The 17,622-nt window shown below is 71.5% G+C and carries 15 protein-coding genes; 7 read left to right on the plus strand and 8 right to left on the minus strand.

Features of this window, described 5'->3' with window-relative positions:
- Nucleotides 1-12 precede the first annotated feature (12 nt).
- A complete protein-coding gene (locus IM767_RS00875; protein WP_194398779.1) occupies nucleotides 13-771 on the plus strand; it encodes a GntR family transcriptional regulator in 759 nt (252 codons plus the stop codon).
- A 79-nt stretch (nucleotides 772-850) separates the two neighbouring features.
- On the opposite strand, the gene IM767_RS00880 is transcribed toward IM767_RS00875, so the two are convergent.
- Entirely contained in the window at nucleotides 851-2,164 is a 1,314-nt protein-coding gene (locus tag IM767_RS00880; protein ID WP_109209533.1) for an ABC transporter substrate-binding protein, read from the minus strand.
- Between the two features lie 131 nt (nucleotides 2,165-2,295).
- Between IM767_RS00880 and IM767_RS00885 the strand changes: the two genes are divergently transcribed.
- A complete protein-coding gene (locus IM767_RS00885; protein WP_204161300.1) occupies nucleotides 2,296-3,303 on the plus strand; it encodes a LacI family DNA-binding transcriptional regulator in 1,008 nt (335 codons plus the stop codon).
- Between the two features lie 28 nt (nucleotides 3,304-3,331).
- On the opposite strand, the gene panB is transcribed toward IM767_RS00885, so the two are convergent.
- The 3 genes from panB to IM767_RS00900 are packed head-to-tail and all read right to left on the minus strand — an operon-like array spanning nucleotide 3,332 to nucleotide 5,777.
- Nucleotides 3,332-4,192, minus strand: a complete 861-nt coding sequence (panB, locus tag IM767_RS00890) for a 3-methyl-2-oxobutanoate hydroxymethyltransferase (RefSeq protein WP_109209534.1) — start codon at nucleotides 4,190-4,192, stop codon at nucleotides 3,332-3,334.
- On the minus strand, nucleotides 4,192-5,037 hold the full coding sequence (gene panC / locus IM767_RS00895) for a pantoate--beta-alanine ligase (RefSeq protein ID WP_109209535.1): 846 nt from the start codon (nucleotides 5,035-5,037) through the stop codon (nucleotides 4,192-4,194). Before panC ends, panB begins: the two co-directional genes overlap by 1 nt.
- Nucleotides 5,034-5,777, minus strand: coding sequence for a DUF2520 domain-containing protein (locus IM767_RS00900; RefSeq protein WP_109209536.1), 744 nt, complete (start codon nucleotides 5,775-5,777; stop codon nucleotides 5,034-5,036). Before IM767_RS00900 ends, panC begins: the two co-directional genes overlap by 4 nt.
- A gap of 285 nt (nucleotides 5,778-6,062) precedes the next feature.
- Between IM767_RS00900 and helR the strand changes: the two genes are divergently transcribed.
- The 3 genes from helR to IM767_RS00915 all read left to right on the plus strand — a co-directional run bounded on the left by helR (nucleotide 6,063) and on the right by IM767_RS00915 (nucleotide 10,729).
- Complete coding sequence (helR, locus tag IM767_RS00905) at nucleotides 6,063-8,201, plus strand: RNA polymerase recycling motor ATPase HelR (RefSeq protein ID WP_422613750.1); 2,139 nt, start codon at nucleotides 6,063-6,065, stop codon at nucleotides 8,199-8,201.
- Between the two features lie 51 nt (nucleotides 8,202-8,252).
- Nucleotides 8,253-9,224: a hypothetical protein gene (locus IM767_RS00910; protein ID WP_109209538.1), complete on the plus strand. Its 972-nt coding sequence runs from the start codon at nucleotides 8,253-8,255 to the stop codon at nucleotides 9,222-9,224.
- A 632-nt stretch (nucleotides 9,225-9,856) separates the two neighbouring features.
- Complete coding sequence (locus tag IM767_RS00915; RefSeq protein ID WP_109209540.1) at nucleotides 9,857-10,729, plus strand: hypothetical protein; 873 nt, start codon at nucleotides 9,857-9,859, stop codon at nucleotides 10,727-10,729.
- Nucleotides 10,730-10,736: 7 nt separating this feature from the next.
- Here IM767_RS00915 and IM767_RS00920 read toward each other — a convergent pair whose 3' ends face one another.
- Nucleotides 10,737-11,660: a S1C family serine protease gene (locus IM767_RS00920; protein ID WP_109209541.1), complete on the minus strand. Its 924-nt coding sequence runs from the start codon at nucleotides 11,658-11,660 to the stop codon at nucleotides 10,737-10,739.
- Nucleotides 11,661-11,783: 123 nt separating this feature from the next.
- On the minus strand, nucleotides 11,784-12,752 hold the full coding sequence (locus IM767_RS00925; protein WP_109209542.1) for a squalene cyclase: 969 nt from the start codon (nucleotides 12,750-12,752) through the stop codon (nucleotides 11,784-11,786).
- Nucleotides 12,753-12,859: 107 nt separating this feature from the next.
- Here IM767_RS00925 and corA point away from each other — a divergent pair, with 107 nt between their 5' ends.
- Complete coding sequence (gene corA / locus IM767_RS00930) at nucleotides 12,860-13,858, plus strand: magnesium/cobalt transporter CorA (protein ID WP_109209543.1); 999 nt, start codon at nucleotides 12,860-12,862, stop codon at nucleotides 13,856-13,858.
- A gap of 87 nt (nucleotides 13,859-13,945) precedes the next feature.
- On the opposite strand, the gene IM767_RS00935 is transcribed toward corA, so the two are convergent.
- Both IM767_RS00935 and IM767_RS00940 read right to left on the minus strand, forming a co-directional pair.
- A complete protein-coding gene (locus IM767_RS00935) occupies nucleotides 13,946-14,965 on the minus strand; it encodes a zinc-dependent alcohol dehydrogenase family protein (RefSeq protein WP_109209544.1) in 1,020 nt (339 codons plus the stop codon).
- Nucleotides 14,966-15,219: 254 nt separating this feature from the next.
- Nucleotides 15,220-16,584: a multidrug effflux MFS transporter gene (locus IM767_RS00940; protein ID WP_109209778.1), complete on the minus strand. Its 1,365-nt coding sequence runs from the start codon at nucleotides 16,582-16,584 to the stop codon at nucleotides 15,220-15,222.
- A 102-nt stretch (nucleotides 16,585-16,686) separates the two neighbouring features.
- On the opposite strand from IM767_RS00940, the gene IM767_RS00945 reads away from it, so the two are divergent.
- Entirely contained in the window at nucleotides 16,687-17,568 is an 882-nt protein-coding gene (locus IM767_RS00945; RefSeq protein ID WP_109209546.1) for a helix-turn-helix transcriptional regulator, read from the plus strand.
- Nucleotides 17,569-17,622 lie beyond the last annotated feature (54 nt).

A 17,622-nucleotide genomic window follows, 5' to 3' on the forward strand; every position in this document is an offset into this window, starting at 1 on the left:
CTTGGAGTGATGATGGCAGACGACGTGGTCAAGCTCGACGACTTGCTCGCCACCCTGGATCGCACCGGCCCCGTGCCGCTGTATTTCCAGGTGTCGAGCGCGATCGAGCGCGCGATCCGCTCGGGCGAGATCCCCGCCGGCGCGCGGCTGGAGAACGAGATCGCGATCGGCCAGCGGCTGGGGCTGTCGCGGCCGACGATCCGCCGCGCGATGGAGGAGCTGGTCGACAAGGGGCTGCTGGTCCGGCGCCGCGGAATCGGCACGCAGGTGGTGCAGGGCCAGGTGACCCGCCAGGTGGAGCTGACGAGCCTCTACGAGGATCTCAAGAGCTCGCAGCACGAGCCGGGCACCCAGGTGCTCGAGCACGACACCCGTCCGGCCGACCCGGCCACCGCCCAGGCGCTGAGCGTTCCCGCCGGATCCGACATCGTCTACCTCCGCCGCCAGCGCTCCACCGACGGGGTGCCGGTCGCCGTCCTCACCAACTACCTGCCGCTGGACTTCGCCGACATCACGACCGAGCAGCTCCAGCAGAAGGGCCTCTACGAGATCATGCGCGCCCGCGGCGTGACGATCCGGGTCGCGAACCAGAAGATCGGCGCGCGCCGCGCGCACGGCGACGAGGCGGGCCTGCTCGACATCGACAAGGGCGGACCGGTCCTCACGATGGAGCGCGTCGCCTTCGACGCCTCAGGTCGCGCGGTCGAGTTCGGTCACCACTGCTACCGCCCCGACATGTACAGCTTCGAGACGACGCTCGTCGCGAAGTGAGGCATACGGGCACGCACGGCGTCGCCAGACGACGACAGGCGCGACCCGGGACAAGTCGGGTCGCGCCTGTCGGCCTGCCTCACTGGCTCAGGACGACGTCCATCTCCGCGAAGAACTGGTCGACGGCCTCGTCGACCGTGATGGTGCCGAAGTTCAGCTCGATGCCGATCTGGCGGAACTTGTCCTCGATCGTGCCGTAGCCCGTCACGGGCACCGGCGGGGCGTCACCGAGGCGGTCCGCGATGGACTCCTCGTAGTCCGCGATCTGCTGGTTGATGCCGTCCAGCGTCGCCCCCGACATCGCGGTCTCGGATGCCGGGAACCCTCGGTTGGTGCCGAACACCTCGCCCGTCACCGGGTCGTTGACCAGGTAGTCGATGAGGATCGCGGCCGCCTCCGGGTGCTCCGTGTCCGCCGACGCCGACAGGAGCATGCCGGCCTTCTTGTACAGATCCTTCGCGCCCTCTTCCGTCACCGGCGGTGCCGTGATCTGGAGCTCGGTGTACGGCTCACCGAGGTTGGCGAGGTAGCTCACGCCGAAGCTGTCCCAGGTCATCTCACTGGTCTGCAAGGCCGTGTCGAAGCCGCTCATGGGCAGCACCTCCTCCAGGCGCTGCTGCGGGGTCGCGATGCCGTCGCGCAGCTCCTGACCCGACTCCCAGTAGGCGCGAAGCTCGTCCTCGGTGAAGTTCACCTCGCCGTCCTCCGTGAACAGGTCCTCGCCCTTGGCCCGCTGCTGGATCTCGAAGCTCTGGATGCGCCCGGTGTAGTCGGCACCACCCCAGACGTCGAGTCCCTTGGCCTCGGCAGCCTCGGTGACGTCTGCCATCCAGTCGTTGTAGTCCTGCCAGTCGCCCTCTTCGAACGGCTCGACGCCGATCTCGTCGAGCAGCACGCTGTTCTGGTACATGCTCCACGCGTTGGTGGAGATGGTGATGCCGGTCGTGACGCCGTCGAGCTGTCCGATCTGCAGCACGTTCTCGGGGAGCGGCTCGGTGTCGATGAGCGAACCGAGGTACGGGGTGAGGTCGAGGAAGAGCCCGTTCTCGGCGTACTGGCGCAGGTAGTTGATGTCGGTCTGCATCACGTCGGGAAGTCCGCCGCCCGCCGCCTCGGTCTGCCGCTTCTCCCAGTACTCGGGGAACCCGAGGAACGAGGTGTTGACCGTGATGTTCGGGTGCTCTTCGTGGAAGGCCTCGAGGACCTCGTTGTAGAGCTCGGCCCGCACGTCGTTGCCCCAGAAGGCGAAGTCGAGCGTCACCTTCTCGTCGGGGTCGTAAGTGGGGGTCGTCTCGGCGGCGGGCGACCCTCCGGCGCAGCCGGTGAGTGCGAGGCCGATCGCGGCTGCGCCGGCGACGGCGCCCGCCACGGCCCTCTTCCTGTGCGTGAACATCGTCGTCCTTTCGGAATGCAGTGGAGGTGCGGGAAACGAGTGAACCTTCATTTAGTGATCGATCACTTCGTTGAGAAGCGAGAATAGTGAAGGTTCACAAACTGTGTCAACATGGACGGCGAGGAGGCGCCGTGTCGGACACCGCATCGCACCGCCGGCCGACGATCATGGAGGTCGCGCGGCTGGCCGAGGTCTCGCACCAGACCGTGTCGCGCTATTTCCGCGCCCCCGACGGACTCAAGCCCGCCACGAAGGCCCGGGTGCAGGCCGCGGTCGAGCAGCTGAACTATCGCCCGAACCTGGTGGCACGCTCCATGCGCACCCGTCGCACCGGCCGGATCGCGGTCGTCGTGCCGACGCTGGCCTACAGCCCCGCCCGCATGCTCACCGGGGCGAGCGCCGCCGCCCACGCGGCCGGGTATGCGGTCGAGGTGCTGGCCCTGGAGGGCGGCGCGGCGGAGCGCACCGAGCGGGTCGCCGAATTGGCCGACTCGGGACAGGTCGACGGCATCGTCTCGTTCGCGCCCGTGCTCGCCTCGCCCGACCTTCAGGCATCCAGCGGCACCCTCATCTTCGCGTCCGCGGACTTCGACGACGAGATGCGCGGCATCGGCGAGCTCGCGGATGCCTCGGCCCTCGTCGAAGTCATCCAGGGGCTCGCCGCCCTCGGTCACCGACGGTTCCTGCACATCACCGGCGATCTGCAGTTCGCCTCCGCCCGCGCGCGGCGAGACACCTTCGTGCGCACGCTCGACGAGCTCGGGCTGGATTCCACCGGTGTGGTGGAAGGCGACTGGTCAGCCGAGGCCGGCATGGCGGCGGTTCGCGCCTTCCCCGACGCCGACCGGCCCACCGCCGTCGTGGCCGCGAACGATCTGGTCGCCGGCGGCGTCATCCGCGAGGCCCTCGACCGCGAACTGCGGGTGCCGCTGGACCTCAGCGTCAGCGGGTGGGACGATCAGCCGCTCGGCCGGCTGCTGAGCCCGGCGCTCACGACCGTCGAGATCGACCTCGAGGGCCTCGGGTCGCGGGCGATGACCCGCCTCATCTCCGCACTGCGCGACGAGCCCGCGCCCCTCGAGAGCGAGCCCCTCCATCGCGTGATCTGGCGGGAGTCGACCGGACCGGCTCCGCACTGACGCCGCGTCGCGGCATCCGCTCCGCTCCTCATCCCGCCGATCGCGCCGCGAGCTCGGCTCGGGCGGCCTCGATCGCCACGTCCGTGGCCGCGTACACGTGCTCGGGACCGGGGAAGACGCCGCCGCGCACCTCGCGTGCGTAGGCCTCCACTCCCGCCACCATGTCGGGCCCGACGGACGCGTACCGCTTCACGAACGCCGCCGTCTTGCCCTCGGTGATGCCGAGCAGGTCGTGGAGCACGAGCACCTGCCCGTCGGCGGGCCCGGCGCCGATCCCGATGACCGGGATCTCGAGCGCCGGCAGCACGACGGCGGCGACCTCGGCGGGGACGGCCTCGATCACGAGCACGCTCGCGCCGGCCTCCTGCACCGCGAGCGCCTCGCGCACGATCCGGGAGGCCGACTCGGCCGTGCGCCCCTGGGCGCGCAGCCCGCCGAGCGCCACCGCGGTCTGCGGTGTCAGGCCGACGTGGGCGACGACGGGGATGCCAGCCTCTGCGATCGCGCGGATGCGGCTGAGACGCGCGTCACCGCCGCCCTCGAGCTTGACGGCGTCGGCACCGGCCTCCTTCACGAAGCGCACCGCGGTGGCGATGGCCTGCTCGTCCGACACCTCGGTCGAGCCGAACGGCAGATCGCACACGACGAACGCCGAGCGCACCCCGCGACGCACCGCCCGCGCGAGCACCAGCATCTCCTCGACCGTGACGGCGACCGTGGAGTCGTTCCCCAGCACGACCTGAGCGCCGGAGTCGCCCACGAGCACCATGTCGACCTCGGCGTGCTCGGCGGTGCGGGCCGTCGGATAGTCGTAGGCCGTGACCATCACGATGGGCTCGCGATGCGCCTTCATCTCGGTCAGTCGCTGCAGTGTCACCTGTGCGCGCATCAGGCACCTCCTATGACGGTGTTGTCGATGAGCCGCGTCGCCCCGACGCGGGCGGCGATCGCGACCAGCACCGCGCCCTCGACCACCGGTACGGGCGCGAAGGTGGCGGGGTCGACGAGCGCGACGTATTCGGGACGGATGCCGGATGCCTCGAGCGTCGCCATCGCTCGCGCCCGCAGGGCCTCGGGGTCGGTGATGCCGGTGGCCGCGGCATCCGTCGCCTCCTGGAGAGCGCGCGGAATGGCCAGCGCCCGCGTGCGCTCTTCGGGAGACAGGCGCGTGTTGCGGCTCGAGCGGGCGAGGCCGTCGTCGTCGCGCGAGGTCGGGCAGACCATGAGGGTCACGGGGATGCCGAGATCGGCGACCACGCGCCGGATGACGGCTACCTGCTGCGCGTCCTTCGCGCCGAAGTAGGCGTGGTCGGGCAGTGCGGCCAGCAGCAGCTTGGTCACGACGGTGGCGACGCCGTCGAAGTGCGCGCGACCGCGCTCGGCGCCCTCCAGGGTCTCGGCGATCGCGCCCGTCACACTGACGGTCGTCGCGAAGCCCTGCGGATAGACCTCGGCGGCGTCGGGGGCGAAGACCACGTCGACCCCCTCGGCCTCGGCGAGCGCGAGGTCCGCCTCTTCGGAGCGAGGGTACGCGGCGAGATCGGACTGCTCGTTGAACTGCGTCGGATTGACGAAGATCGACATGACCACGGTCGCGTTGTCGCGCCGGGCGGCCCGCAGCAGCGTGGCGTGCCCCTCGTGCAGGGCACCCATCGTGGGGACCAGGCCGACGGGCGCGGTTCGGCGGTCGCGCAGGGCCTCGCGCAGGTCGGCGACCTTGCGGACCACGATCACGACGCCACCCCCGCAGGAGGCCGGCCCGCCAGCTCCCGGGTGGCCGAGACGAGCGCCTCGAACAGCGCGGCGCGCTCGGGCAGACGCTCGTGCACCGCGGCGCGCTGGCGCTCGACGACCGCATCGTCGCCGCGGGCGATGGGCCCCGTGAGCGCGGCAGCGCCGTGCGCCTGCCAGTTCGCGACGGTCGCGCGCACGAGCGGCCCGAGCGCCTCGCGGGGGACGCCCGCCGTCGCGGCGAGGTCCTCGGCGAAGGACTCCAGGGTCACCAGGAAGTTCGATGCGATAGACGCTGCCGCGTGATACGCGGCGCGATCGGCGTCGTGCACCTCGAACGGCTCCATGCCGAGCACGCCGGCGAGCGCGAGGGCCGTCTCGAGCGCCCTGGCGGTCGATCCTGCGACGGCCGCCGGCACGCCGTCGAAAGAGGTCGACGCGAGGACGGTCGTGAGGGGATGGATGCCGAGAGCCTCATGCGGTGCGAGCGGCTCGAGGGTCGTCGCCCCCGAGAAGTGGCCGACGAGGGGTCCGGGTGCGATGGCGGCGGCGGCAGCGGCGATCTCGGCGTCCGGCACCGCCAGCAGCACGACCTGCGAGTCCGCGACGGTGGCACCGCGGCCGAGCGGACCCTGAACCTCCACCCCGGCGGCGTGCAGCGCGGACGCGACGGCCCGGCCGACACGGCCGTCGCCGACGATCGCCACGCGGGCAAGCGTGTGCGCGGAGTGCGAGTCCGGCATCGTCGTCGTCTCCCGTCGCGGCGCGTGGATCCGGTCCAGGACGGCTGGACCAGGTTCAAAAGTACCCGACGTGCCGATGCGCACCGGAACGGAGGGGACCGGGGCGGGCGGTCTGCGCACGCAGAGGCGCGACTCCTCCTGCCATGTCCAGGATATCGGGCGGAGGGGGCCTTGCGGCAAGGGCCCCCTGCGGGCGCATACTTGTCGGTCGCGACGCGTTCCCGCCATCTTCCCCCGCCATGTTCCGCCGAAAGCCGCGCCGCGATGCCGCCAGGAGGCGATGCCGTGATTTCCCCTCAGACCACCCCTTTCCTCCTCCCCGACCGACTCGCCGCGAAGGCCGACCCCGCGCTCATCGGCGGTGACGAGGAGCATTTCGCAGCGATCGCCGACGCCCTCGCACGCTCGATCGCGGGCCTCGAGGAGCGGCTCGCCGATCTGCGCCGCCGGCCCGGCGGGCATGGGCAGGCGGGCCTGGAGCGCGACCTCGAGATCCACCGCGTCTCCGCCCGGCTGCGGGTGCTCCGCCGGTTCGGCGTCGACGCGTGCCTCGGCCGCATGGTGCCGGCCGACGGCTCGGAGCCCGTCTACATCGGGCGCTTCGGGCTGCTGGATGCCGACGGCCGCCGTCTGCTCGTGGACTGGCGGACCCCGGCTGCCGAGCCGTTCTTCGGCGCGACCCATGCACATCCGTCGGGCCTGGCCAGTCGCCGCCGCTACCGCTGGACCGGCGGCCGGGTGACGGACTACTGGGACGAGGTCTTCACCGCCGAGGGGCTCGACCACAATGCGGCGCTCGACGATCAGTCGGCCTTCATCGCGAGCCTCGGAGCCAGCCGCTCCCCTCGCATGCGCGACGTGCTCGGCACGATCCAGGCCGATCAGGATGCGATCATCCGCGCGGGCTCCCGCGGCGCACTGGTCGTCGACGGCGGACCCGGCACCGGCAAGACGGTCGTCGCGCTCCATCGCGCCGCCTACCTGGTCTACTCCGACCCGCATCTCGGCGAGGGACGCGGCGGGGTCCTGTTCGTGGGTCCGAGTCCGGCCTATCTGTCCTACGTCGAGGATGTGCTGCCGAGCCTCGGCGAGGAGAGCGTGCAGACCTGCACGGTGCGCGACCTCGTGGCCGAGGGCGCCCACGCCGGCCCCGAGCGCGACCCGCTCGTCGCGCGTCTCAAGGCCGACGCCCGCCTGGTCGACGCGATCGAGCCGGCGGTCGGCCTCTACGAGGAGCCGCCGACCGCGGCGGTCCTGATCGAGACGCCGTGGGGCGAGCTGTCGCTGAGCCCACAGGACTGGACGGAGGCGTTCTCGTCGGCCGAGGCGGGCCTGCCGCACAACGAGGCGCGCGATCAGGTGTGGGAGACGGTGCTCGACATCCTCACCGACCAGGTCGACGGTGAGGAGGTGCCGCTGCACCAGCTGCGGCGGGCGCTCGCGCGCCACGAAGAGCTGACGCGCGTCTTCGGTCGCGCGTGGCCGCTGGTCGAGGCATCCGTCCTCGTCTCGGATCTGTGGACCGTGCCCGCGTATCTGCGCCGCTGTGCGCCGTGGCTCACCGCCGACGAGATCGAGGCGCTGCAGAGGACGGATGCCTCGGCCTGGACCGCGTCGGACCTGCCACTGCTGGACGCGGCCCGGCGCCGGCTCGGCGATCCGGCCGCCTCGCGTCGGCGCCGGCAGCGCGAGGCGACGCTGGCGCGGGAGCGCGAGTACATGGCGCAGGTCGTCGACCGCCTGAAGGAGGCCGGCGACGAGATGATGCAGTGGCTCGACGGCGACGACCTGCGCAACAGCCTGGTCGACGAGTCGGTGGCTCCGGCCGCCGATCGGGATCTGCTCGCGGGACCGTTCGCGCACGTGGTCGTCGACGAGGCGCAGGAGCTCACGGACGCGGAATGGCGGATGCTGCTGGCACGGTGTCCGTCGCGGAGCTTCACGGTCGTCGGCGACCGCGCTCAGGCGCGGCACGGCTTCGGCGAGTCGTGGCAGGCGCGACTGGAGCACGCGGGGCTCACGGACGTCGAGATCGCCTCGCTCACCATCAACTACCGCACGCCGAGCGAGGTGATGGCCGAGGCGGAGCCTGTCATCCGCGCCGCGATCCCCGACGCGAACGTGCCGACGTCGATCCGTTCCAGCGGCATCCCGGTGCGGCACGCCGCCGTGGCCGAGCGGGATGCGATCCTCGGCGACTGGCTGGCGGCGCACCCGGAGGGCATCGCCTGTGTGATCGGCGACCCGTCGTTCACCGCCGGTGAGCGCGTGCGGTCGCTGACGCCGGAGCTGGCGAAGGGTCTCGAGTTCGACCTGGTCGTGCTCGTGGAGCCGTCGCGGTTCGGCGAGGGCATCGAAGGGGCGGTCGATCGCTACGTCGCGATGACCCGCGCGACCGAGCGCCTCGTGGTGCTGGAGGGCTGATCAGCAGGGACGCCCGCGTATCTGCGGCGCGCCGCAGCGGCTCTTCCCCGTGTGAGCACTGACGTCGAAAGGGAGGCCTCCGAAGCCGTCGAGGCTGCGGACGGCGAGACGCGCGGATCGCTCGTGCGCTCGCTCCTCGCCGTCGTCGCCAACGTCGGTGTGCTGACCGCCCTCCTCGTGTACTTCGGCTGGGTGCGCAGCGACCAGATGTCGAAGATGCTCGGCGTCGACGAAGCCATCTTCGGAATGACAGTCGACGACTACGTCCGCCGCAGCGTGCAGCCGGTCGTGCTCCTTCCCATCTGCGCGGCGATCGCGGGCCTCGGGTGGGTCGCCCTTGATCAGTGGCTCCGTCGGCGCCGCGTGCGGTTGGGGAACGATGATCGCATCGTCTCTCGGGTGGCGCAATGGATGTGGCTCATCGCCATCGGCGTGTTCGCGCTGGGCCTGCTTCTCGGGCTCATCGGCTATCCGGTGACGTACATTGCCGCCCCCCTCGTCTGTGCCGGCGGCATGCTCCTGCTGCTCTACGGGCTGATGCTGCGCGGCGGATTGCCCGACGCAGTCGGCTTCGCGCCGATGACCGAGGGTGTGCTGCGAGGTGCGATCGCGATCCTCGCCGCCATCGGCCTCTTCTGGTCTGCCATGAACTACGCCACGGTGGAGGGGACGGAACTCGCCCGCGACTTCCCGAACCAGATCGAGACACTGCCGGGAGTGATGGTCGACAGCGTCACGCCGCTCGACATCGTGTCGCCGGGCGTCACCGTGACATGCGCTGGATCCGGAGACGAGGTCCGCTACCGATACCGCGGGCTGCGGCTGCTCGAGTCGACGGGCGGCAACTACTTCCTCGTCTCCGACAGATGGACATTCGACTACGGGGTGGTCGTCATGCTGCCTGTGGATGGCGACGGACTGCGGTTCACCTTTGTGCGCGACGTGTTCGGGATCGCGGATGCCGGAGGTTTCGGCCCATGCACGACACCGACGTCAGAGGGCGAGGTGGCGGGGCAGCGCTGAGTATCTCCCCCGCCGATTCGTCCTCCACAACTGCAGATACCCTACAAAGGAGGACAGCGATGTCTCCGACAGGAACCACCCCGAAGCGGTCCCTCGCGATCGGATCCGCGGTCGCGGTCGCGGTCGCCCTCGGCCTCGCGGGATGCGGCGAATACTCACCGGTAGCTCCTGAGAAGGAGAAACCGCCCCCGACACAGCGGGACGACTCCCGGAGCGACGTGGATCCGCCCGACCCGGACGACTTGTCCGCCTCGGACGGGATTCCGGATGCCGCGCCCCCGACGTCGCCGCCGGCCAACGACACTCGGCAGCCCGGCTCCGGGGAGGCCGCCGATCCGCGGAACCGCCAGAGTGGCGGCGGATCGGGTGGTTCGGTCGGTTCTGGCGGGAGCGGCGGCTCGGGGGCCTCAGGCGGCAGCCGAGGATCCCGGGAAAGCGGCGGCTCGAGCGGCAACGGCGGCCAGCCTTCGCAGCCCGTATACGCGTGGCGGCTTCCGCTGAGCGACACGAGCCCCAACGACTTCCAGGACGGTCCGGCATACGCGAGGCTGCTGGACGCGGACTGCGACGGGGCGGCCCGCTTCCTCGATTCAAGCAACTTCACCAACGACCCGGACTTCGGTGTGTACAGGATGAAGACGCCGCGCTACGTCGTCCTGCTCTCGGCGGGCATCGCGATGTGCCGCTCCTCGTTCGACGAGGCCCGGGCACGCTACTCCGATGCGATGAACACGTGGGGCAGGCAAGGTCTGGACCACCCGTCGCACCCGGCCGCGGAGGATGGCAACCCGGTGACTTCCCCGTGGCGTCGGGGGTACCGCGAGCCCGAGTGCGATCTGTACCGGGCCCTGACGTCTGCACTGACCGGCGTCGAACGCGACAGCCTGCAGTGCCCCGGCGGTCTTCGGCCGGTGCACAACTACATGCAGTACACGACCGTGATCCTGGTGGAGTCCGAGACCGATCCGGGGGAATTCGTGAAGCAGAACGTCGACGTGATCGTTTGGGACAACCCGCTGACACCCGGCGACGAGAGCCTCACCCCGCCCGATCACTGGAACCAGCAACCTGGCATCAAGGGCACGTCTCCCGAGGTCGGAGAGGACAACACCGGCGACCCGGGCGACGAGTTCGACGTCCCGGAGCAGCCGCTCGACACTGCCAACGAGCGTCAACCGGCGGAACCCGCTCCAGTCGCAGCCGCGGTCGCGGAAGCTGCCACGACAGTCGCTCCCGCCGAGGCCACTCCCGCCGAGGCGGCGCCGGCCCAGCCCGCAACCGCCGACGAGCTCGCATCGACCCAGCCTGGGCCCTCGGAGGCCGCTCCCGCCGAGGCCGCCCCGGTCGACGAGCCCTCACCGGCCCAGCTTTGGCCGGCGGAGCAGCCCCCGCCCGAGGCATCCGTTTCCGCCGCCGAACCGTCCTCGCCCCCCGCGGAGCCGGCGACGGCCGAGCCGGCCGCCATTTCGGCCGAGAGCGGGCACCCGGCACCGACGGTCCCGTGACCGGCGGTCAGCGCACCCGCAGCTCCTGCGGCTCGACCACGACGTCGACCAGCGCCCCGTTGCGCCACACGGTCATCTCCATCCGCCGCCCGATCGCGCCCTCGACCATGCGGCGCTGCAGCGCCGTCGGATCCGCGATGGCGACGCCGTCGAGCGACAGCACGATGTCGCCGGCATGCGCTCCGGCGGAGGCGGCGGGGCTGTTCGGCACCACCGAGACCACCTGCATGCCCAGCCGTGCCCCGGCCTTGGCGGCGACGTCGGGGCCGAGCGGCACGGTGGATCCCGCGATGCCCAGCCACGCCCGGCGCACGCGCCCGGCCGTGCGCAGCGCCTCGATGATCTCGAGCGTCGTGGCGTTGATCGGCACCGCGAGTCCCAGGCCGATGCCCGCGACGGCGGTGTTCACGCCGATCATGCGACCCGCGCTGTCGGCGAGGACTCCCCCGCTGTTCCCGGGGTTGAGGGCGGCGTCCGTCTGGATGACCTCGTCGATGACGCGCCCCGAGCGGGTCGGCAGCGATCGCCCGAGCGCCGACACGATGCCCGCGGTGACGCTGCCCGAGAAGCCGCGTGGATTGCCGAGGGCGACCACGAGCTGACCGACGCGCAGGCCTGCGGCATCGCCCATCCGCACCGGCGGCGGGGTGTCGCCGTCGGCCTGCAGCACGGCGAGATCCGACAGCGGGTCGGCACCGACGACACGGGCCGACGCGACGGTGCCGTCGTGGAACGCCAGCTCCACCCCGGTCGCCCCCTCCACGACATGGGCGCTCGTGAGGAGGTGCCCGCGGTCGGTGATCACCGACGCGCTCCCCGCTCCGGCGCCCTGTCGCGTGCGGACGCTCACCGCCGCGACCGAGGGCAGCACCGTCTGCGCGACGCGCATCACCGTCGACGAGTACGCGTCGAGCGCTTCCTGGTCGTCCATGCGACCAGTGTCATCCCGTGACGGATGCCGCGGCCCGCGTTCGCGGACGGCGGAAGGTCTGCGCACCGTCAGGTCGCGGCGATGTCCACGAACCGTCGGGGTCGCGGGAAGGTCCGCGAGCGGTCAGGTCGCGGCATCCCACCAGTCCAGCACCCGCGTGCCGATCAACGTGAGCCAGCGCGACGGCTCGCCTTCTGCCGCGTCGACGTCGAACCAGGTGCGTCCTGGAAGCGGGGTGGTCTGCAGCCAGGTGCCGTCGGGCTGCCGCGCAGATCGCACCACCTCGACCGCTTCGGCGAGCCGCGGGTCGGGCCGCGTGCCCTCGAGGAGGGAGACGTCGCGGAAGTGGTCGAGCGCGGCCAGCACGCTGTACCGGTGCCGGTTCGGGTAGACGAAGCGCGTCGCGAAGTCGCCGACGAGCTCGCCCGTGGACGCGCGGAACATGAGCCGGCGTGACAGCAGGTACTCCTCGCCGCCGTGCCGCGCGTCGCGCATGCACGTGTCGCCGGTGATCCGCTCGTACGCGAGGATGCCGCGCGCGGCGTTCAGCGTCGAGTGGAACGAGGAGCGCACCGAGTCCCCCTCCTCGGCCTCGCAGTTCCACCCGCCGTCGGCGAGCCGGTGCTCGGGGAACCAGGCGACCAGCCGCGACACGTCGGCCCCCAGCCAGGCGCCCGACGCGAGCGTGTAGGAGTTGATGCAGACGTCGACCTCGCCGCCCCAATAGGGCAGGTCCTCGTACTCCCAGCGGCTGTTCGCCGCGAGCTTGTCGGCGGTGCCGTCGAGCGCGGAGGCGTCGACGCCCCACTCGCGCAGGTCCTTGAGCACCCAGGTCGTCGCGACCCACGGCTGGCCGGGCTCTTCGGCCTCGGCGCTGCCGAAGAAGTCCGCGGGAAAGAAGGCGCCGCCCGCCCACTGCCCGTCGGCGTCCTGCTCGGCCAGGAGGCGCGCGCCGAAGCCCTCGGTCGCGACACGGGCCCGCGTCGCCTGCCACACCTCCGGCGGCGCACCGGCCAGGTCGCGCTCGACCTGCCAGCGCAGCGCCGGATCGGAATCGAGCAGCCAGTCGAGCACACGCGGGTCGGTGGTCATGGGGGCACGCTACCCGCGTCCTCCGACGCGCGCCGGATCGCGGCATCCGTCGTCCGAAATCCGTGAGGATCGTTGAGCACCGGCCGGGAGGCGGGGAGAATTGCCCGATGCCCATCGTCGACAACGGCGTGTACGTCGCCGGCAAGAGGATCCAGAACCCGGCGAGCCTCTCCGAGACCTTCGAATACACCCGCGAGCACCACGGAATGGCCTGGATCGGGATGTTCCGGCCGTCCCCCGAGGAGATCGCGCAGGTCGCGGATGAGTTCGGGCTGCATCCGCTCGCCGTGGAGGACGCCCTCACCGGGCACCAGCGGTCCAAGCTCGAGCGGTACGGCGACATCCTGTTCGTCGTGCTGCGGCCGGCGCGGTACGTCGACGAGACCGAGACTGTCGACTTCGGCGAGCTGCACGTGTTCGTGGGGCCCGACTTCATCGTGACGATCCGCCACGCCGAGTCGCCGGATCTCAGCCGCGTGCGGCGGCGCATGGAGAGCGAGCCGGAGCTGCTCGCCCGTGGCCCCGAGGCGGTGCTGTACGCGATCCTCGACGAGGTCGTCGACGAGTACGCACCGGTGATCGACGGCGTCGAGAACGACATCGACGAGATCGAGGACGCGCTGTTCGAGCACGGCGGCGTCACCCTCTCCAAGCGCATCTACGACCTGTCTCGCGAGGTGATCACGCTGCAGCGGGCGGTGGCTCCGCTGGCCGACATGCTCGACGGGCTGCAGCGCGGCGCTCCGAAGTACGAGGTCGATCTCGAGCTGCAGCGCGCGCTGCGCGACGTGCACGACCACACGCTGCGCATCATCGACAAGATCTCGGCGTTCCGCTCGATCCTCGACAACACGCTGACCGTCAACGCGACGATCGTGACGCAGCGGCAGACCGATACGGCGCTCCAGCAGAACGAACAGGTGAAGAAGATCTCAGGCTGGGCCGCGATCCTCTTCGGCCCGACCCTGGTCGGCACCATCTACGGCATGAACTTCGTCTATATGCCGGAATTGGAATGGCCGCTCGGCTACCCGATGGCGCTCGGCCTCATGGCCGCGACGAGCGTGACGCTGTACTGGGTCTTCCGCCGGCGCCACTGGCTCTGAAGACGGGTGCGGGGACGGATGCCGCGGCTCGCGGCATCCGTCCCCTCCTCTGTCCGGCGGATCGGGTAGGCCGGACGTGCGGCGTCCTCAGACGGTCAGCAGCACCTTCGTGGCCCGGCGCTCGTCCATCGCGCGGTAGCCCTCGGCGGCGTCCTCGAGCGGCAGCGTGAGGTCGAAGACCTTGCCCGGATCGATCCGGCGATCCCAGATGAGCTGGATGAGCTCGGGCAGGAATCGGCGCACGGGTGCCGGGCCGCCGTGCAGGTGCACGCCCGAGAAGAAGAGCTCGAGCCCGTCGAGCGAGACGTCGTGCGAGACGCCGACGTAGCCGAGGTGCCCGCCGGGGCGCGTGGCGCGGATGGCCTGCATCATGGACTCCTGCGTGCCGACGGCTTCGATGACGCTGTGCGCGCCGTAGCCTCCGGTGAGCTCCTTGATCCTCGCCACGCCGGCGTCGCCGCGCTCCTCGACGATGTCGGTCGCGCCGAACTCGCGCGCGAGCGCCTGCCGTTCGGCGTGCCGGCTCATCGCGATGATGCGCTCGGCGCCGAGCTGCTTCGCGGCGAGGATGCCGAGGAGGCCCACCGCGCCGTCGCCGACGACCGCGACGGTCTTGCCGGGTGCGACCTCGGCGGCGACCGCGGCGAACCAGCCGGTGCCGAGCACGTCGGACGCCGCGAGCAGCGACGGGATGAGCTCGGGGTCGGGGGTGCCGGGCGTCGCGACGAGGGTGCCGTCGGCGAGCGGGATGCGCGCGAACTCGGACTGCGTGCCGATCGCACCCATCGGGTGGGCGTGGATGCAGCGTGACTGGTAGCCCGCCTCGCAGATCTCGCAGGTGTTGTCCGACGCGAAGAACGAGCCGACCACGAAGTCGCCGACCTTCAGGTTCTTCACGTCGTCGCCGATCTCGGTGACCACGCCGACGTACTCGTGCCCCATCGGCGTCTGGTCCACCGCGTCGTCGCCGCGGTACGGCCACAGGTCGGACCCGCAGATGCAGGACGCCGCGAGGCGGATGATGGCGTCGGTGGGCTCGAGGATGGTCGGGTCTTCCCGCTCTTCGACGCGGACGTCTCGGGGGGCGTGCATGACGACTGCGCGCATGTGGTTCTCCTGTTCGTGGGGTTCGGGTTCGGGTCGTGGGTGGGGTTCGGGTCGTGGTTCGGGTCGTGGGCGTGCTTCGGGTCGTGGGTGGGGTTCGGGTCGTGGTTCGGGTCGTGGGTGTGGTTCGGGGGTGGAATTGGGTTCGTGGGATCGCGTCGTCGCGGGCGGGATCCGGAGTCCTGGGTGGTCCGCGGGGCTCGTGCTCCAGTCGGCGAGGTCCGCTTTCGGTCCGACGTTCCGGGTCCGACTCCGGCTCAGATGACGGATGCCGCGACCTCGGGCCGCTCTTCGTGCGCGTCCGGGGACGTCCCGGAGGCCGGGCGGCGTCCGAACGTCGCGAAGGCCACCGCCGACAGAGCGACCCCGACCACGGTGACGATGCCGAGAGGCAGGATGCTCGCGGCGCCGGCCACGCCGACGAGCGGCGCGGCGACGCCGCCGAAGCCGAACCGCATCATGCCGAGGAGCGACGAGGCGGTACCGGCCATCTGCGGGTAGTCGACGAGCGCCAGCGTCGTGGCCGGCGGCGACGAGATCGCCACCCCCACCGCGAGCGCGAACAGCGACACGACGACCACCCAGAGCGGCATCGCCGCAAAGCCGCTGACCAGCAGGCCCGCCGCTCCGACGGCCGAGACCGCGATCCCTGCGGTGAGCGTGCCGCGCACGCTCCAGCGCTCCGCCGTGCGGCCGGCGAGGTAGCCGAACACCATGTAGCCGGCCGAGTTCAGCCCGAACGCGAGCGCGTAGCCCAGCGGCGACAGGCCGTAGATGTCCTGCAGCACGAAGGTCGCGCCGGCGAGATAGGCGAACAGCGCCGCGTAGAGGAAGCCCTGGTTGAGGACGGCGCCGAGGAACGGGGCATCCGTCGCCAGCGTCCGGTAGTCGCGAAGGGTCTGCGTCCAGCCGCCGTTCGTCCGGCGCGCCGGCGGCAGGGTCTCGGGGAAGGCGATGAGGGCGATGAGCAGGATGCCGGCGCCCACGGCCGCCAGGAAGAGGAAGAGTCCGCGCCAGTCGGTGACGGCCGAGAGGAGGCCGCCGAGCAGCGGGCCGACGATCGCGGCGAGGCCGCCCACCACGGTGAGCCGTCCGTAGAAGCGGATCAATGCGCCGCCGGAGTAGACGTCGCGGCCCGCGGCCTGCGCGATGACGATGCCGACACCGCCCGCGAGCCCCTGCACGAAGCGCGCGACGATGAGCAGTTCGACCGTCGGGGCCGCGGCGCACAGCGCGGAGGTCGCGATGTAGGCCGTGATGCCGATCATCAGGATGCCGCGTCGGCCGAACCGGTCCGACAGCGGTCCGGCGACCAGCTGACCTGCGGCCAGGCCGATCAGGCACGCGGTCACCGTGAGCTGCGCGACGGAGGTGGCGGCACCCAGCTCGGCCGTGAGCGCGGGGAGGGCGGGAAGGTAGAGGTCCATCGAGATCGGCCCGAACACCGTGAGCAGGAGCAGCAGGGTCGGCAGCACACGGGTGAGGGCGGGCCGGGTGCCGGAGCGGCGGGCGCCGGAGGCCTGGATGCCGGCGGGTCGGGTGCCGGCGGGCCGGGTGCCGGAGGGCCGGGTGCCGGAGGGCCGGGTGCCGGTGGGCCGGGTGCCGGTGGGGAGGTCCGTCATGGTTTCGAGCATCACGGCGGTGGCTGCATGCGGGGAGTTCCTGATGAGACGTGTACTGAGAGGGCACCCCTTGCCGCGCCTGCCCGATCTAGCCTTTCTCGTATGGACAACCGAGCAGAGGTGCGCGAGTTCCTCATGACTCGGCGCGCGCGGGTCACGCCGGAGGCGGCCGGGATGACGGGCGGACCCAACCGTCGCGTCGCGGGTCTGCGGCGTGGCGAGGTGGCGATCCTCGCGGGCGTCAGCGTCGAGTACTACGCCAAGCTCGAGCGCGGATCGATCGGCGGCGCCTCGGGCTCGGTGCTCGACGCCGTCGCCCGGGCGCTGCAGCTCGACGATGCCGAGCGCGCGCACCTGTTCGACCTCGCGCGGGCGGCCGACGGCATCCCCGCGAGCGGACGCCCGCGGCGCCGCAGCGGCAAGCCGACGGCGGCTCGGCCGAGTCTGCAATGGGCACTGGCATCCATCACCGACGGCATCGCGTTCGTCCGCGACCAGCGCCAGAATCTGCTGGCGCTGAACGAGCTGGGACGCGCGTTCTATTCGCCGGTGATCGGGGACGGCGGGCGCACGCCGAACCTCGCGCGCTTCCAGTTCCTCGATCCGGCCGCGCGCGAGTTCTACCCCGATTGGGACCGGTTCGCTGATATGTGCGTCGCCGTCATGCGCGCCGAGGCGGGGCGCGATCCGCACGATCCGGCGATGCAGGAGCTCGTCGGTGAGCTGTCGACGCAGAGCGAGACCTTCCGCCGGCTGTGGGCGGCGCACGACGTGCGGATCCACGGTTCGGGCACCAAGCGGTTCCATCACCCCGTCGTCGGCGAGTTGATCCTCGCCTACGAGGAGCTCGCCCTCACGGCGGAGCCCGGCCACGTCCTGCTCATCTATACGGCGGAACCCGGGTCGCCTTCGGCGGAGCGCCTCGCGCTCCTCGCGTCCTGGGCGGCTGCCCACCGGCCGCAGGTGTCCACGCCGCTCGCCTGACGTCGCGCGGGCGGCTCGCCGGGTGACGGCGTTGAGGTTGGCGATGCCGGGCGC

Origin of the sequence: Microbacterium ureisolvens (assembly GCF_015278315.1) — a bacterium.
In the GTDB taxonomy this organism is placed as follows: domain Bacteria; phylum Actinomycetota; class Actinomycetes; order Actinomycetales; family Microbacteriaceae; genus Microbacterium; species Microbacterium ureisolvens.

Coding starts and splice junctions, on each gene's coding strand:
- IM767_RS00875 (WP_194398779.1), top strand. CDS start 13: ATGGCAGACGACGTGGTCAAGCTCGACGACTTGCTCGCCACCCTGGAT.
- IM767_RS00880 (WP_109209533.1), bottom strand. CDS start 2,164: ATGTTCACGCACAGGAAGAGGGCCGTGGCGGGCGCCGTCGCCGGCGCA.
- panB (WP_109209534.1), bottom strand. CDS start 4,192: ATGCGCGCACAGGTGACACTGCAGCGACTGACCGAGATGAAGGCGCAT.
- IM767_RS00900 (WP_109209536.1), bottom strand. CDS start 5,777: ATGCCGGACTCGCACTCCGCGCACACGCTTGCCCGCGTGGCGATCGTC.
- IM767_RS00915 (WP_109209540.1), top strand. CDS start 9,857: ATGAAGACGCCGCGCTACGTCGTCCTGCTCTCGGCGGGCATCGCGATG.
- IM767_RS00920 (WP_109209541.1), bottom strand. CDS start 11,660: ATGGACGACCAGGAAGCGCTCGACGCGTACTCGTCGACGGTGATGCGC.
- IM767_RS00925 (WP_109209542.1), bottom strand. CDS start 12,752: ATGACCACCGACCCGCGTGTGCTCGACTGGCTGCTCGATTCCGATCCG.
- corA (WP_109209543.1), top strand. CDS start 12,860: ATGCCCATCGTCGACAACGGCGTGTACGTCGCCGGCAAGAGGATCCAG.
- IM767_RS00935 (WP_109209544.1), bottom strand. CDS start 14,965: ATGCGCGCAGTCGTCATGCACGCCCCCCGAGACGTCCGCGTCGAAGAG.
- IM767_RS00940 (WP_109209778.1), bottom strand. CDS start 16,584: ATGACGGACCTCCCCACCGGCACCCGGCCCACCGGCACCCGGCCCTCC.
- IM767_RS00945 (WP_109209546.1), top strand. CDS start 16,687: ATGGACAACCGAGCAGAGGTGCGCGAGTTCCTCATGACTCGGCGCGCG.